The organism is Phaeobacter sp. CC-HEC084 (assembly GCF_059429255.1).
The window spans coordinates 1,179,379-1,193,992 of sequence record NZ_JCAIJQ010000002.1; the positions used below are offsets into that span (position 1 = coordinate 1,179,379).

General features: G+C 63.7%; 18 protein-coding genes and 1 pseudogene. All 19 read left to right on the forward strand.

From position 1 onward, the window contains the following. Nucleotides 1-38 precede the first annotated feature (38 nt). The 19 genes and pseudogenes from fabD to AC5SSZ_RS06180 all read left to right on the forward strand — a co-directional run bounded on the left by fabD (nucleotide 39) and on the right by AC5SSZ_RS06180 (nucleotide 14,569). Nucleotides 39-971 (forward strand): ACP S-malonyltransferase, encoded by a 933-nt coding sequence (fabD, locus tag AC5SSZ_RS06090; protein ID WP_495437604.1) that lies wholly within the window; start codon nucleotides 39-41, stop codon nucleotides 969-971. Nucleotides 972-1,142: 171 nt separating this feature from the next. Continuing rightward, nucleotides 1,143-1,880, forward strand: coding sequence for a 3-oxoacyl-[acyl-carrier-protein] reductase (gene fabG / locus AC5SSZ_RS06095; RefSeq protein WP_495437605.1), 738 nt, complete (start codon nucleotides 1,143-1,145; stop codon nucleotides 1,878-1,880). A 421-nt stretch (nucleotides 1,881-2,301) separates the two neighbouring features. Continuing rightward, nucleotides 2,302-2,535: an acyl carrier protein gene (locus tag AC5SSZ_RS06100; RefSeq protein ID WP_065273474.1), complete on the forward strand. Its 234-nt coding sequence runs from the start codon at nucleotides 2,302-2,304 to the stop codon at nucleotides 2,533-2,535. Nucleotides 2,536-2,705: 170 nt separating this feature from the next. Then, nucleotides 2,706-3,449 (forward strand): 1-(5-phosphoribosyl)-5-[(5-phosphoribosylamino)methylideneamino]imidazole-4-carboxamide isomerase, encoded by a 744-nt coding sequence (locus AC5SSZ_RS06105; protein ID WP_495438320.1) that lies wholly within the window; start codon nucleotides 2,706-2,708, stop codon nucleotides 3,447-3,449. A 273-nt stretch (nucleotides 3,450-3,722) separates the two neighbouring features. After that, nucleotides 3,723-4,988 carry a beta-ketoacyl-ACP synthase II gene (gene fabF / locus AC5SSZ_RS06110; RefSeq protein WP_495437606.1) on the forward strand — a complete coding sequence of 422 codons (1,266 nt, stop codon included), beginning with the start codon at nucleotides 3,723-3,725 and terminating at the stop codon, nucleotides 4,986-4,988. After that, complete coding sequence (gene mltG / locus AC5SSZ_RS06115; protein ID WP_495437607.1) at nucleotides 4,989-6,143, forward strand: endolytic transglycosylase MltG; 1,155 nt, start codon at nucleotides 4,989-4,991, stop codon at nucleotides 6,141-6,143. A 315-nt stretch (nucleotides 6,144-6,458) separates the two neighbouring features. Beyond that, on the forward strand, nucleotides 6,459-6,806 hold the full coding sequence (locus AC5SSZ_RS06120; RefSeq protein WP_495437608.1) for a recombinase: 348 nt from the start codon (nucleotides 6,459-6,461) through the stop codon (nucleotides 6,804-6,806). Then, nucleotides 6,703-8,076 carry a DNA-packaging protein gene (locus tag AC5SSZ_RS06125; protein WP_495438321.1) on the forward strand — a complete coding sequence of 458 codons (1,374 nt, stop codon included), beginning with the start codon at nucleotides 6,703-6,705 and terminating at the stop codon, nucleotides 8,074-8,076. The genes AC5SSZ_RS06120 and AC5SSZ_RS06125 overlap by 104 nt, the downstream gene beginning before the upstream one ends. 121 nt (nucleotides 8,077-8,197) lie before the next feature. Continuing rightward, complete coding sequence (locus AC5SSZ_RS06130; protein WP_495437609.1) at nucleotides 8,198-9,391, forward strand: phage portal protein; 1,194 nt, start codon at nucleotides 8,198-8,200, stop codon at nucleotides 9,389-9,391. Further along, entirely contained in the window at nucleotides 9,384-9,602 is a 219-nt protein-coding gene (locus AC5SSZ_RS06135; protein WP_065270415.1) for a GTA head formation protein, RCAP_rcc01685 family, read from the forward strand. The genes AC5SSZ_RS06130 and AC5SSZ_RS06135 overlap by 8 nt, the downstream gene beginning before the upstream one ends. A 32-nt stretch (nucleotides 9,603-9,634) precedes the next feature. After that, a complete protein-coding gene (locus tag AC5SSZ_RS06140) occupies nucleotides 9,635-10,249 on the forward strand; it encodes an HK97 family phage prohead protease (protein ID WP_495437610.1) in 615 nt (204 codons plus the stop codon). Further along, nucleotides 10,224-11,405 carry a phage major capsid protein gene (locus AC5SSZ_RS06145; protein WP_495437611.1) on the forward strand — a complete coding sequence of 394 codons (1,182 nt, stop codon included), beginning with the start codon at nucleotides 10,224-10,226 and terminating at the stop codon, nucleotides 11,403-11,405. Before AC5SSZ_RS06140 ends, AC5SSZ_RS06145 begins: the two co-directional genes overlap by 26 nt. A gap of 170 nt (nucleotides 11,406-11,575) precedes the next feature. Next, the gene (locus AC5SSZ_RS06150; protein WP_495437612.1) at nucleotides 11,576-12,175 is read left to right on the forward strand and encodes a head-tail connector protein; all 600 of its coding nucleotides are present in this window, start codon (nucleotides 11,576-11,578) and stop codon (nucleotides 12,173-12,175) included. Further along, nucleotides 12,172-12,522: a head-tail adaptor protein gene (locus AC5SSZ_RS06155; RefSeq protein ID WP_495437613.1), complete on the forward strand. Its 351-nt coding sequence runs from the start codon at nucleotides 12,172-12,174 to the stop codon at nucleotides 12,520-12,522. The genes AC5SSZ_RS06150 and AC5SSZ_RS06155 overlap by 4 nt, the downstream gene beginning before the upstream one ends. After that, nucleotides 12,519-12,926, forward strand: coding sequence for a DUF3168 domain-containing protein (locus tag AC5SSZ_RS06160; protein ID WP_495437614.1), 408 nt, complete (start codon nucleotides 12,519-12,521; stop codon nucleotides 12,924-12,926). The genes AC5SSZ_RS06155 and AC5SSZ_RS06160 overlap by 4 nt, the downstream gene beginning before the upstream one ends. Before the next feature lie 47 nt (nucleotides 12,927-12,973). Next, nucleotides 12,974-13,387 (forward strand): phage major tail protein, TP901-1 family, encoded by a 414-nt coding sequence (locus tag AC5SSZ_RS06165; RefSeq protein ID WP_495437615.1) that lies wholly within the window; start codon nucleotides 12,974-12,976, stop codon nucleotides 13,385-13,387. Between the two features lie 3 nt (nucleotides 13,388-13,390). Then, nucleotides 13,391-13,714: a gene transfer agent family protein gene (locus AC5SSZ_RS06170; RefSeq protein ID WP_495437616.1), complete on the forward strand. Its 324-nt coding sequence runs from the start codon at nucleotides 13,391-13,393 to the stop codon at nucleotides 13,712-13,714. Further along, on the forward strand, nucleotides 13,711-13,926 hold the full coding sequence (locus AC5SSZ_RS06175) for a rcc01693 family protein (RefSeq protein ID WP_495437617.1): 216 nt from the start codon (nucleotides 13,711-13,713) through the stop codon (nucleotides 13,924-13,926). The genes AC5SSZ_RS06170 and AC5SSZ_RS06175 overlap by 4 nt, the downstream gene beginning before the upstream one ends. Then, a pseudogene (locus AC5SSZ_RS06180) lies at nucleotides 13,913-14,569 on the forward strand (RcGTA-type gene transfer agent tail tape measure protein). The gene AC5SSZ_RS06175 and the pseudogene AC5SSZ_RS06180 overlap by 14 nt, the downstream one beginning before the upstream one ends. The last annotated feature ends 45 nt before the right edge of the window (nucleotides 14,570-14,614 follow it).

Sequence of the window (14,614 nt, forward strand, 5' to 3'; positions counted from 1 at the left end):
TAAACCGGCTGAAATGGCAAATAAAGATGGGGTCTTTGATGACTGTCGCATTCGTGTTTCCCGGGCAGGGTGCCCAGACAATCGGCATGGGCAAGGAGTTGGCCGAGGCCTATCCCGCCGCAAAAGCGGTGTTTGACGAGGTCGACGCGGCGCTGGGGGAATCCCTTAGCAACCTGATCTGGGAGGGCGATATCGAAACCTTGACCCTGACTCGCAATGCCCAGCCGGCGCTGATGGCGACCTCCATGGCCGCGATGCGCGCACTTGAGGCCGAAGGTATCACCATCAACAAGGCCGCTTTTGTCGCCGGGCATTCGCTGGGTGAGTATTCAGCGCTGGCTGCTGTCGGGGCGATCTCGGTGGCCGATACCGCGCGTCTGCTGCGCACCCGCGGCGCTGCCATGCAGGACGCCGTGCCGGTGGGCGAGGGCGCCATGGCCGCGATCCTGGGGCTGAATCTTGACGCAGTGCGGGCCGTTGCCGAAGAGGCCGCTCAGGGTGAGGTTTGCCAGGCTGCCAATGATAACGACCCGACGCAGGTTGTGGTCTCCGGATCCAAGGCCGCCGTTGAGCGCGCCGCCGTGATCGCCAAGGAAAAGGGCGCCAAGCGCGCCGTGATGCTGCCGGTCAGTGCCCCATTTCACTGCGCTCTGATGCAGCCTGCCGCCGATGTGATGGCCGAGGCCTTGGCAGGTGTTGAGATCAAAGCCCCTGCCGTGCCGCTGATCGCCAATGTCCGCGCTGATGAGGTGACCGATCCCGATACCATCCGCCAGCTGCTGGTCGAGCAGGTCACCGGCTCGGTGCGCTGGCGCGAAAGCGTGCAGGCGATGGCCGCCAAGGGTGTGACCGAATTCTGGGAAATCGGCGCGGGCAAGGCCCTGTCCGGTATGATCCGCAAGATCGACCGCAGCCTGACTTGCCGTCAGTTCGGCACCGCCGAGGGCGTTAAAGCTGCGGTTGAAGGCTGACGCGCGGCCTGAGCGATATGTCTGCCGGTTGCCCGGCGGGACGTGGTCGCCCTGGTGGGCGTAAACGCGCCCGCCATGGGGCGGGCGGACGCGTCCCGACGCTTGCGCGCCGGGAGAAGACCATAAATAGCGTCTCTGCATGAGGCCGTTCGAAGACTTGAGGAAAAGAACATGTTTGATCTGACTGGCAAGACTGCCCTCATCACCGGCGCATCCGGCGGCATTGGCGGCGATATCGCCCGCGCGCTGCATGCTGCTGGCGCCACTGTTGCCCTTTCTGGCACCCGCGAAGAGCCGTTGATGGCCCTGGCCGAGGAACTGGGCGAGCGCGCCTTTGTGCTGCCTTGCAACCTTAGCGACGCGGACGCCGTCGAAGCGCTGCCGAAACAGGCGGCCGAGGCAATGGGCTCCGTTGATATCCTCGTGAACAACGCAGGCATCACCAAAGACAACCTGTTCATGCGCATGAAGGACGAGGAATGGCAGAGCGTTCTGGACGTGAACCTCACTTCCACCATGCGCCTGTGCCGGGGCGTGCTGCGCGGCATGATGAAGGCGCGCTGGGGCCGGATCATCAATATTTCCTCAGTGGTCGGTGCAACCGGCAACCCGGGGCAGGCCAACTACGCAGCCTCCAAGGCCGGTATGGTCGGCATGTCCAAATCCCTCGCCTATGAAGTGGCTAACCGGGGCATCACCGTCAATGCGGTTGCCCCCGGTTTCATTGCCACGGCGATGACCGACAAGCTGAACGACAACCAAAAGGACGCGATCCTGACCCAGATCCCAGCAGGCCGCATGGGAGATTCGAAAGAGATCGCTGCCGCGGTTCTATACCTTGCCAGCGCCGAGGCCGCTTATGTGACCGGCAGCACCCTGCACGTGAATGGCGGTATGGCGATGCTGTGATTAGCAATAGCCTTGCCGCGCCGGATTGCGGCGTTGCAGAATGATGAAAAAGGGGCCCTCTCGGGCTCCTTTTTTGCGTCTGTCAGAGGCGATTTCCTTCACAAGTATCTGTTAACAAAAACTTTATGGTGAAATCCGCGGCGCGGGGCTTGTGGGCGTTCCCCACAACCTCCATTTGCCAGTGCAGCACGCGTTTTAACCCGTTCTCTGGATCACCCGGAACGGCGCGAAAACGTTTGCCTCTGGGCGCGTCTGTGCTATAGGCGGCCCATATTTCCGCTGACGAAGGGGTTTGACCCCTGTCTCGGTCAGCCCCCGCCCGGCGGGGGCACAACCGCCCGGATCGGGCAAAACCACGCCAGCCCGAGCGGGTAAGGGCAAAACCGGGCAGATTGCCCTGAAGAAAAAACGAGGAATGGATATGAGCGACGTCGCAGACCGCGTGAAAAAGATCGTTGTAGAGCACCTGGGTGTTGAAGAAGCCAAAGTGACCGAGAATGCCTCGTTCATCGACGACCTGGGCGCAGACAGCCTGGACACGGTCGAGCTGGTTATGGCCTTTGAAGAAGAGTTCGGAATCGAAATTCCGGACGATGCAGCCGAAACCATCCAGACCTTCGGCGACGCAGTGAAATTCATCACTGAAGCTTCCTAAGATACGTCATTCACATATCTGTGAATGCCAAGGCGGCGCTTTCCTACCGGGAAGCGCCGTTTTGCGTCATGGAGGGTGGACGGTTTTGTGGCGAGGTGATCATGGACGTCCCCAGTCTGTGGTATGCTGGGGGCGATATCCTGATCCAACCCGCTAGGAGGACCTATGCCATGATGATCTACCCCACGATGGAGCTGATGAACGGCGGTTGCGTAACGCTGGACAAGGGGCGCCTGGAGGAACCGGTTCTTTGGCATGTGGATCCGGTCAAGACGGCCAAGGATTTTGCGGCCGCCGGGGCGGAATGGATGCACCTGACCGACTTCAATGCGGTGCAGGGCGATGATTCCAATGCTGCGCTAGTCGAGGAAATCATCCGCAGCGTCGGCATTCCGGTGCAACTGGGGGGCGGCCTGCGAAGCCGCGAGCAGGTCGAGCACTGGATCGACCTTGGTGCCGGGCGGGTCACCGTCAGCACCCTGGCCGCGCGGGATCCGGCGCTGGTCAGCGAACTGGCCAAGCAATACCCCGATCAGATCGTGCTCGCAGTGGATGTCTGGCAGGGGCAGGTGATGACCGAAGGCTGGCGCCAATCCGGTGCGTTCTCTCCTGAAGCCTATATCGCCGCCTTTGAAAACGCGCCTTTCGCGGCAATCCTGGTCACCGATATCGACAGCGACATGTCCGAGGTCGAGGCGCAGCTGGGTCTGATTTCCGGCCTAGCAGCCGAGGCGAAAGCGCCGGTCATCGCCAGCGGCGTGGTGCGCAACGTGGATGACATTTCGCGGTTGAAATACATCCCCAATATTGCCGGTGCCCTGGTCGGGCGGGCGCTGTTCCGCAAGACGCTGACTCTTGAGGAAGCGCTGGAAACCGCGCGTCCGCAACCCGAACCCGTCGCGGAATTTCGCTAAAGCACCGATGACGCGGTCGTTATTTCGGCGCTCTGCGGGCTCCGGCGGCGGATGTTCCGGGCTACCAAGGTGATAGGTCAGTCGCTTAGTCTGCTGAAAAGAAATGAAAACACCCTTCGGCGCAGCAGGCCGTAGGGTGTTTTTCTTTGGTGGTCTCCGACAATACAGTCCGACCGGCCCATCTGCGCGGACCTGCGTCGGCGCTCTTGCACCTTTTGGTAAATCCAAGGTATTTGGATGGGCGAAAAATGCCGAGGCAGAGGAGAGCATGGAATGCGTCGAGTAGTTGTCACCGGACTTGGCCTGGTTACCCCCTTGGCCAGCGGGGTAGAAGAAACATGGTCGCGTCTGCTGGAAGGTAAATCCGGCGCCGGGCCGATCACCCTGTTCGATGCCCATGAAAGCGGCGTCGCCACCACCTATGCCTGCGAAGTCCCGCGCGGTGATGGCACCGATGGTACCTTCAACCCCGATGAGTTCCTTGCCCCCAAGGAACAGCGCAAGGTGGATGATTTCATCCTCTATGGCATGGCGGCTGCGGATATGGCCGTCAAGGATGCGGGCTGGACCCCGAGCGATGAGGAAAGCTTGCTGCGCACCGGCGTGATGATCGGTTCCGGCATCGGCGGGCTCAGCTCGATCGCAGACACCGCGGTTCTGATCAAGGAACGCGGTCCGCGCCGTGTCTCCCCCTTCTTCATTCCTGGCTCGCTGATCAACCTTGCCTCCGGTCAGGTGTCGATCCGTTATGGCTTCCGCGGCCCGAACCACTCGGTCGTCACCGCCTGTTCCACCGGCGCGCACGCCATCGGTGATGCCAGCCGTATCATCCGCGCGGGCGACGCCGATGTAATGGTCGCCGGCGGCGCCGAGGCGGCAATCTGCGAGATCGGCATCGCGGGCTTCAACGCTTGCAAGGCGCTCAGCACCAAATACGGCAACGATCCGCAATCCGCGAGCCGCCCCTATGACGAGGACCGCGATGGCTTCGTCATGGGCGAGGGCGCCGGCGTGGTGGTGCTGGAAGAATACGAACACGCCAAGGCGCGCGGCGCCAAGATCTATGCCGAGGTCCTGGGTTACGGCATGTCGGGCGACGCCTATCACATCACCGCCCCGTCGGAATCGGGTGAGGGTGGCGAGCGCGCCATGCGGGCCGCGCTGTCCAATGCGGGCCTGAAGCCGACAGATGTGGATTACATCAACGCACATGGCACCTCGACCATGGCCGACACCATCGAGCTGGGCGCGGTTGAGCGGATGCTGGGCGATCACGCGAGCAATGTCACCATGTCCTCGACCAAATCTTCGACCGGGCACCTTCTGGGTGCGGCCGGCGCGATTGAGGCGATCTTCTCTATCCTGGCGATCCGCGATCAGGTGGCACCGCCGACCATCAACCTGGACAACCCCGCCATCGAAAGCCGGGTCGATCTGGCGCCCAACGCCAAACGCGAACGCAAGATCGACGTGGCCCTGTCCAACTCCTTCGGTTTTGGCGGCACCAATGCTTCGGTGATCTTCGGAAAGCCGAAATAAATGTGGCGCGCACTGGCCTCCAACATGCTGACGGTCCTCATCGTGGCGCTGTTCCTCTTGGGCGGCGTCATCATGTGGGGCCAGTCGCAATACACCTCTGAGGGACCGCTGGAGCAGGCCATCTGCCTGCGCGTCAAAAGCGGCTCCAATATGACCCGCGTGTCCCGCACGCTGGAGGATCAGGGCGCGGTGACCTCCGGGGCCCTGTTCCGGGTTGGTGTGAAATACAGCGACAAGGCATCGCTGCTGAAGGCGGGCAGCTACCTGGTACAACCCGGCGCCTCGATGGAGGAGATCGTCGATCAGATCACCCGTGGCGGCGCCAGCACCTGCGGCACCGAGATCGTTTATCGTGTCGGCGTCACCCGGGTTCTGGCTGAGGTGCGCGAAATGGATCCGGCCAGCAACCGGTTCGTGGAGCGGGCAGAGTTCAACCCCGCCGAGGACGAAGCGCCCGCCGAATACCTTGAGAAAAAGGCCGAAGCCGACACCCGGTTCCGCATCGCACTGGCCGAAGGTGTGACCAGTTGGCAGGTAACCGAGGCGCTAAAGTCCATGGATATCCTTGAAGGCGATCCCGGTGAGCGCCCGCCCGAGGGCATGCTGGCGCCGGACAGCTATGAGGTCACGCCCGGTGATGAGCGGGCAGCGATCCTTGCAGAAATGCAGGAACGTCAAGTCCTGCGCATCAATGCCGCCTGGGAAGGCCGCTCTGCGGATGCTGCTGTGGAAACGCCCGAAGAGATGCTGATCCTCGCCTCGATCATCGAAAAGGAAACCGGTGTTGCCGAGGAACGCGGGCAAGTGGCCAGCGTCTTTACCAACCGTCTGAAACGCGGCATGCGTTTGCAGACCGACCCGACGGTGATCTACGGTGTCACTCAAGGCGAGGGCGTGCTGGGACGTGGTCTGCGTCAAAGCGAGCTGCGCCGGGTAACGCCTTGGAATACCTATGTCATCGAAGGGTTGCCGCCGACCCCAATTGCCAACCCTGGCTTTGCCAGCCTGGAGGCCGCGGTCAATCCGGATGAAACGGATTACCTGTTCTTCGTCGCCGATGGCACGGGTGGCCATGCCTTTGCCGAAACCCTGGCCGAACACAACCGCAACGTGGTCAAGTGGCGCCAGATCGAGGCAGAGCGTAGCAGCGATTGAGGTGTCCTTTATCTGACGCTGGCACCCAGCGGCGGACGACACATTCACAGTGATACAAAGGGGCGCCTCGGCGCCCTTTTTCTTTGCGTGCGGACCGCGGGATACCCGGTCGCTTTGCATCCGACGGGCCGCAAAGCCTAACAAGGATTGGCGCCGCCGTTCTGCCAACCTGCTGCAGCGCTTGACATGATGGGCAGAAACCCGTATAAGTTGAGCTGCAGTTGGAAGGAAACTTGGCGGCCCCGCAGCGCATGTCGGCGGCCGTCCTTTCTTTCTCTCATCCGGAGCATTTCCGTATGAGGCCCGATGATTCCCATGACAACACCAGACCCCGCCGATGACCATCGGCCTGTCCGCGATCTGTTGCGGTCTTTGCGGGCCACGCTGCTGCGGCTGCGCAACGAGGCGGAGGGCTTGCACGTTTCCCTGATGCAGAACGGTGCAGAGGCGCTGACACAGGGAGAGCGGCAGCAGGTGGCGAAGCTCGAAAGCCTGATCCGGGACAGCCAGAAAGTGGAGAAGTTGATTGCAGAGCGAACCCATGACACCGCCGCAGGGGATGCTGAACTCGACCTTGAAGAGGCCCGGGCTGAAATCTGCCGCCGCCTGGATTGCCTCCGGGCCGCTGCAGTTGCAGAGCCGCCTGCTGGAGGGACTGAGTGATCAGGCCACGCGGGCGCTGCCCTATCTGTTTGAGGTCTGGGCACATCCCCATCAGCTGCCGCCAGAGGGCGATTGGCGTTGCTGGGTGATCCTTGGGGGGCGCGGGGCGGGCAAGACGCGGGCCGGCGCAGAATGGCTGCGGGCGCAGGTCGAGGGGGCGACGCCCCTGGCCGAAGGAAAGTCCCGGCGCGTTGCACTGATTGCCGAGACATACGATCAGGTGCGTGATGTAATGATCCACGGCGACAGCGGGCTGTTGGCTTGCTCTCCCTCGGATCGCCGTCCGATGTGGAAGCCGAGCGAGCGCAAGTTGATCTGGGCCAATGGTGCGATGGCGCAGGCCTTTTCCGCCCATGATCCCGAGGCGCTGCGCGGCCCGCAGTTCGATGCGGCCTGGGCGGACGAACTGGCCAAGTGGAAAAAGGGTCGGGATTGCTGGGACATGCTGCAATTTGCCTTGCGGCTTGGCACGCACCCGCAGGTCTGCGTCACCACAACGCCCCGCAACACGCGGCTGCTGCGGGAGTTGCTGGCGCGGGACAGCACGGTACAAAGCCACGCCGCGACAGAGGCAAACCGGGCCCATCTGGCGCCCTCCTTCCTGGCAGAGGTCCGCACGCGCTATGCCGGATCGCGGCTGGGGCGGCAGGAACTGGACGGGGTGCTGCTCTCTGATGTGGAGGGGGCACTCTGGTCGGCGGAGCAGCTGGAGCGGGGCCGGGTCGAGACTGCGCCGCGGCTGAGCCGGGTGGTGGTGGCGGTGGACCCCGCTGTCAGTGCTGGGAAATCCTCGGACGCCTGTGGGATCGTGGTAGCCGGTGCCATCACCGATGGGCCGCCGCAGGATTGGCGCGCCTTCGTGCTGGCCGACCGCACCCAGGAGGGCGCGCAGCCGCTCGCCTGGGCCCAGGCGGCGATCCGTGCGCGCGAGGAATTCGACGCCGACCGGCTGGTGGCCGAGGTTAATCAGGGCGGCGCGCTGGTTGAAAGCGTATTGCGGCAAGTGGATCCAATGGTGCCCTTTCGCGCCCTGCACGCAGCGCGCGGCAAGGCGGCGCGGGCCGAACCGGTGGCGGCGCTTTATGAACAGGGACGGGTGGCGCATCTGCCGGGGCTCGCTGCGCTGGAGGATCAGATGTGCCAGATGACGGCGCGCGGATATTTGCGGCAGGGATCGCCGGATCGGCTGGATGCGCTGGTCTGGGCCCTGCACGAATTGATGATCCGTCCTGCCGCCTCTCTGCGCCTGCCACGGGCGCGTCTGCTCTGATCCGGGGGCCGGGGTGTTGCGCCCCCGGCGGGCGCGGCACTTCGTGGATCTTCATACCGCTCAGGCACAACTGTTTCTCAGCAAAGGGCGGATTGGCCCGATCAAGCATGAGGAGTGCAGCATGGTCTTTGACCTCCTGCGGCGCAAGACACGGGCAGCCGAACCCCCGGTGCAGCAGAAAGCAAGCGCGGCGGCCCGCGTGGTGAACTGGCACGGGCTGGGCGGTGTCAACTGGAGCCCGCGCGACGCCGTCTCGCTGACCCGCAGCGGTTTTGCAGGCAATCCAGTGGGATTTCGCGCCGTCAAACTGATCGCCGAGGCGGCCGCCTCTTTGCCGCTGATCCTGCAGGATGCGACGCAACGCTATGACAACCATCCGCTGCTGACCCTGCTCGCACGGCCAAACCCGGCGCAATCCCGCACGGACCTGATCGAGGCGCTGATCGGGTATACCCTGTTGTCTGGCAATGCCTACGTTGAGGCCGTAGCCGGGGATGAGGGACTACCGGCGGAGCTGCACGTGCTGCGCCCGGACCGGATCAGCGTTATTCCGGGGGACGATGGCTGGCCGGTGGCCTATGATTATGCGGTGGGCGGGCGCAAGCACCGGTTTGCCGTAACTGGCCTCCGCAGCCCGATCTGCCACATCCGCAGTTTCCACCCGCAGGACGACCACTACGGGCTTGCACCCTTGCAGGCCGCCGCGACGGCTGTGGACGTTCACAACGCTGCCTCGCGCTGGTCCAAGGCGCTGCTGGATAACGCTGCGCGTCCATCCGGGGCGCTGGTCTGGTCCGGCAGCGATGGGCAGGGCATGATGCCCGAGGATCAGTTTCGCCGGTTAAGCGATGAAATTGAAACGAATTTCCAGGGTGCACGCAATGCTGGCCGCCCGATGGTTCTGGAAGGCGGCCTTGACTGGAAACCGATGGGGTTTTCGCCCTCGGACATGGAGTTCCAGAAAACCAAGGAAGCCGCTGCGCGGGAAATCGCCCTGGCATTCGGGGTGCCGCCGATGCTGCTGGGTCTGCCCGGCGATTCTGCCTACGCCAATTATCAAGAGGCAAACCGCGCGTTTTACCGGCTGACCGTGCTGCCGCTGGCGGGCCGTGTGGCAACGGCGCTGTCGGACTGGCTGTCGGGATTTACGGGTGAGGCGCTGGAGTTGAAACCGGACCTTGATCAGGTGACGGCACTTGCAGCCGAGCGCGAGGCGCAGTGGCGCCGGATCTCTCGCGCCGATTTCCTGAGCCGGGATGAAAAACGCCGCCTGCTGGGCCTGCCGCCGCTGGCAGAGGGAGAGACGGATGTCTGAGATACCCTTGCCTCCGTTTGATTGTTCTCCGGGATTGCGGCTGTCGGCCCATGAACGCGTCACCGAGATTCAGAACCAGGCGATGAACCGCAGGCTGGAGCGGATGGAGCAGATGATGGAACGGCTGGAAAAACGCCTGTGGCTGACTGTTTACGGCGTCGCCGCGGTGATCTTGGCGCAGGCGTTTCAATCCTTTCTGGTTGGTCTTTGATCGCAAATTCAGAGTGTTATCGGGAGTATTGCATGCGACCTGAAATGGAATTGGAGCATAAGTTTGCCAAAGGCGGCGGCGGGATTGCCCTTGCGGCGGACAATGTCGTGCGGGGCTACGCCAGCCTGTTTGGCGAGGTCGATCAGGGCGGCGATGTGGTGATGCCCGGGGCCTATGGCGCCTCGTTGCAAGCACTGGCTTCGCGGGACTGCAAGGTCAAGATGCTGTGGCAGCACGATCCTGCGCAGCCCATTGGGGTCTGGGACGAGGTACGCGAAGATGCGCGTGGCCTTTGGGTCAGCGGCCGGGTCCTGACCGATACCCGCCGCGGCGCCGAAGCGGTGTCCCTGATCACGGCCGGGGCCATTGACGGGCTGTCGATTGGCTATCGCACGGTCAAGGCGACCTGGCGGGTCGGCGGCGGACGGCAACTGACCGAGTTGGATCTCTGGGAGGTTTCGCTGGTGACCTTCCCGATGCTGGCGACGGCCCGGGTGTCGGCAAAATCGCGGCGCTGCGCGGATGAGGCTCTGCGGACCCTTGCGGCGGAGCTGCGCGGTGCCTGCGCGGATGTCGAGGGGATCCCGGGCCCGCAAAACCTTCACAACACAGGACAGGCAGATGAGCAATCACAACAGTCCGGCTGACACCGGAGAAACGGCGCCTTTGGCGCAGGAAGTCAGGCAGGCGGTTTCCGGCTTTGTCAAAGACTTCAGGGGGTTCCGGGGTGAAGTGCAGGAAAAACTGAAACAGGTGGACGCGCGCATGACAATGCTGGATCGAAAATCTCTGGTGGTGAACCGACCGCAACTGGCGGCAGGCGAAGACATTGGCGCCCCGCATCAAAAGGCCTTTGGCAGCTATCTGCGATCAGGGGATGAGAGCGCGTTGCGCGGGCTGGATCTCGACGGTAAATCCCTGTCCACCGTGGTCAACAGCGATGGCGGCTACCTGGCGGATCCGCAAACGGCGGACACGGTGAAATCGGTGCTGCAATCGACAGCCTCGATCCGGGCCGTGGCCTCGGTCGTGAATGTCGAAGCGACCTCGTTCGATGTGCTGATCGATCATACGGATGTGGAGGCAGGCTGGGCCAGTGAAACCGATCCCACGGTCGAAACCGGCACGCCCTCCATTGACCGGATCACCATCCCGCTGCATGAACTCAGCGCCTTGCCCAAGGCCTCGCAACGGCTGCTGGACGACAGCGCCTTTGACATCGAAGGCTGGCTGGCCGGGCGTATCGCCGACAAATTCGCCCGCTCCGAGGCAGCGGCCTTTCTGAGCGGTGACGGGATCGACAAACCCACCGGGATTCTGGCCCACCCGGCGGTCGACAATAGCAGCTGGAGCTGGGGCAGCCTTGGTTATGTGGCGACGGGCACCGATGGGGGCATAGGCACGGGCGATGCGATTGTCGATCTGGTCTATGCGCTGGGGGCGCGCTACCGGGCCAACGCGAGTTTTGTGATGAATTCCAAGACCGCCGGGGTGATCCGCAAGCTGAAGGACGCTGACGGCCGCTTCCTGTGGTCCGACGGTCTGGCTGCGGGTGAACCGGCACGGCTGATGGGTTATCCGGTGCTGGTGGCCGAGGACATGCCCGATGTGGCCTCGGACAGCTACGCGGTGGCCTTTGGCGATTTTGCGGCCGGGTACACCATTGCCGAACGGCCCGACCTCAGGGTGCTGCGCGATCCCTTCAGCGCCAAACCGCATGTGCTGTTTTACGCCACCAAACGCATCGGCGGTGATGTCAGCGATTTTGCGGCCATCAAACTGATGAAATTCGGCCTGAGCTAATCGCCCGGGACCGATGACGGGACCGGCAGCCCGGACCCGTCGGCGGGCGCATGTCAGATACTCCCTGTCGTCCAGCTGCTCCCCCTCCGTCCGAGCGGCAGGGAGGATGTGTGCCCGCTGCAGCCGATGAGACAAAGCCATGAGGACGCCGGGAAGTGCGGAGAAATGTGATGATATTGACCGATGTGGCGCCGCTGCCGGACAGCGCCTTGCCGCTGGAGGCCTTCAAGGCGCACCTGCGGCTGGGCACTGGGTTTTCCGAAGACAGCCTTCAGGACGGTGTTCTGAACGGGTTCTTGCGTGCGGCGCTCTCTGCCATCGAAGCGCGGACTGGCAAGATATTGATAACACGCAGCTTCACCTGGGAGCAGACGCGCTGGCGCAACGCAGAGGCTGAGATCCTGCCCGTCGCGCCGGTGACCTCGGTGACCGAGATTGTGATGCGGGATGCCGAGGGCGGCGAAGTGATCGTGGACCCCGCACTCTACCGGCTGGAGCGCGACACCCATCATCCCAAACTCTGCCCGCAACGCGGGTTCCTGCCCATCGTGGTCAAGGGCGGTTCGGTGCGGGTCAGTTTCGAGGCCGAGTTGGCGCCGGACTGGGGCGGCTTGCCTGCCGATCTGGCGCAGGCGGTGCTGATGCTGGCGGCGCATTACTACGAATACCGCGGGGATACCGGCCTGCACGGCGGTTGCATGCCATTTGGCGTCACCAGCCTTATCGAACGCTATCGCGCCATACGCCTGTCCCTGGGGGCGGTGCAATGACTGGGGCGTCGCGCCGCCCGCATCTGTCCCGGCAGTTGGTGCTGGAGGACCCGCGGCGTCTGCCCGATGGCGCTGGCGGATATATCGAAAGCTGGAGCGCGCTTGGCACCCTCTGGGCCGAGGTCACGGCGCTCAGCGGGCGCAACGCAGACCAGCAGGGCGGCAGCCTGTCGCTGCAACACTATCGCATCACTGTGCGGGCCGCCCCCGTGGGGGCGACGGCGCGGCCGCGTCCTGATCAGCGGCTTCGCGAAGGTACCCGCCGGTTTCGCATCGACGCGGTGAGCGAAGCGGACCCCGGTGCGCGCTATCTGACCTGTTTCGCGGTCGAGGAGCTGGGCGCATGAGCTATGCTATTTCCGCCGCGCTGGAGGCCGCGGTCTATCAGCACCTCTTGGCGGATCCGGCTCTGAGTGCGCTCATCGGCAGTGATCTGTTCGACGCACTGCCGTCGGGTACCCTGCCACAGACCTACGTGGCTCTGGGGCCAGAGGAGGTCGAGGATCGCTCGGATGCTACAGGAGCCGGGGCGCGGCACCGTTTCACGGTTAGTGTGTTTTCTGACACCGCCGGATTTGCCCATGCAAAATCCGTGGCGGCGGCGGTTTGCGATGCACTGAGTGATGCGCCGCTGCTGCTGAGCCGGGGGCGGCTGGTGGGCCTGTGGTTCGACCGTGCCGCGGCACAGCGGCTCAGCGGTGGCGGGCGCAGCATCGTATTGCGTTTTTCCGCCCGGGTCGAAGACAGCTGAACGCTGCTCTGCCGGTTCTTTAATTCAGACAATAGTGGAGTGACCTAATGGGTGCACAGAATGGCAAGGATCTATTGATCAAGGTGGATATGACCGGCGATGGGCAATTCGATTCCATCGCGGGGCTGCGCGCCACCCGGATCAGTTTCAACGCCGAAAGCGTCGATGTGACCAGCCTTGAAAGCCAGGGCGGCTGGCGCGAGCTACTTTCTGGCGCCGGGGTGCGCTCGGCCAATATCTCGGGCTCTGGGGTGTTTCGCGATGCGGGCACGGATGAGCGGGCGCGGCAGCTGTTCTTTGACGGGATCACCCCGGATTTTCAGGTGGTGATCCCCGATTTCGGTATCATCGAGGGCCCGTTTCAGGTGACCTCGCTGGATTATGCGGGCACCCACAATGGCGAGGCCACCTACGAGCTGGCGCTGGCCAGCGCCGGGATTCTCAGCTTTACTGCGGTGTGATCCATGGCAAATCCCTACAGTGGCGAGGTGGAAATCACCATCGATGGAAAGCCTTACGCGTTGAAGCTGACCCTTGGCGCCCTGGCCGGGCTGGAGCAAAGCCTTGCAGAGGGAAGTCTCGTCGATCTGGTGCAACGGTTCGAAGCGGGGCGGTTTTCCGCCCGCGATATCCTTGCCCTGCTGGCGGCGGGTCTTGAGGGCGGCGGCCATTCTTTAAGCGCCGAGGAACTGGCTCAGGCCGATATCGCGGCGGGACCTCTGGGCGCAGCGCGGGTGGCGGCGCAGCTGCTGGCGCGCAGTTTCTCGCTTCCCGGAACAGAGGCATGAGCGGCTTTGACTGGCCCGCGTTGCTGCGCCTTGGCCTTGTCGGTCTGCGCCTCAGCCCCGATGCATTTTGGCGCCTAACCCCGGCCGAGCTGCGGCTGATGCTGGCCCCCGTGGGCGCTGACGGGGCGCTGAACCGTGCAGGGCTTGAGGATCTGATCGCAGCCTTTCCCGATACTCCGAAAGCAAAGGACCCTGACCATGGCGGAGAGTGAAATCGCCGAACTGGAACTGCGCAGCGAGGCATTGGGCGATGCGCTGGGGGATGCCGCCGGGATGGCGGCCAGTTTCGACACGGAATTGCGCCGGGTGCGCCAGGCCTTTGCCGCGACGGGCAAGGATGTGCAAAGCCTTGAACGCGGCATGTCACGCGGGTTGCGCCGCGCCTTTGAAGGCGTGGTGTTTGATGGCAAGAGCCTGTCGGACGCGCTGGATACCGTTGCGCGCTCGATGATCTGAACCAGCTATAACGCCGCTATTCGCCCGGTCACCGATCACGTGGGCGGGCTGCTGGCCAGCGGTGTTGGCAATCTGGTCAGCGACATACTGCCCTTTGCCGATGGCGCTGCCTTTTCGCAGGGGCGGGTAATGCCCTTTGCCCGGGGCGGCGTGGTTAGCGGCGCCACGATGTTTCCCATGCGCGGCGGCACCGGGCTGATGGGCGAAGCGGGGCCAGAGGCGATCCTGCCGCTGCGCCGCACCGCCGACGGATCGCTTGGCGTTACCAGTTCCGGCAGCGGTGCAACGCAGGTGGTGATCAACATTACCACGCCAGATGTGGCCGGGTTCCGCCGCAGCGAAGGGCAGATCGCCGCGCGCCTGTCCCGCGCTCTGTCGCGTGGCAACCGCAACCGCTGATCTGCGCGCCGCCTGATCTACCCAACGACAGATCCCAAAAGGGGG